Annotated in this window: 1 protein-coding gene; it reads left to right on the top strand. The window is 50.3% G+C overall.

Annotated features, from left to right (window positions below; translation table 11 throughout):
* On the top strand, positions 1-187 hold a 187-nt coding region (locus AC0L20_RS40580), incomplete at its 5' end, for a cation:dicarboxylate symporter family transporter (protein ID WP_473295758.1).
* Positions 188-306 lie beyond the last annotated feature (119 nt).

The following is a 306-nucleotide window of genomic DNA, read 5'->3' as shown; positions in this document are numbered from 1 at the left end:
CATCATTATCCTGTCCGCGACATTGGCGTCTGCTGGCCTTCCATTGGAAGGGGTCGCTCTCATCGCTGGAATTTTCAGGATTATTGACAGCGGAACCACCACGCTAAACGTGCTGGGTAATGCCGTAGCGCCATTGGTTATCGCTAAATGGGAAAGGGAAGCGCTGGAGCCTGCAAGCATCACGTGAGCGGGATAAGAGGATTCTCTAGACGACCGGTCTAGTTTTGTGTAGAGTGCCTTCCCTATGAAGAAACCTATACAAGATATGCGACAGCACATCATTGATGTCGCTAAGTCACTGATGAC

It is taken from the genome of Bradyrhizobium sp. Kon58 (assembly GCF_055807455.1).
The sequence above is the reverse complement of the archived record's forward strand: the minus strand, read 5'-3'. Positions and strand labels throughout refer to the sequence as shown.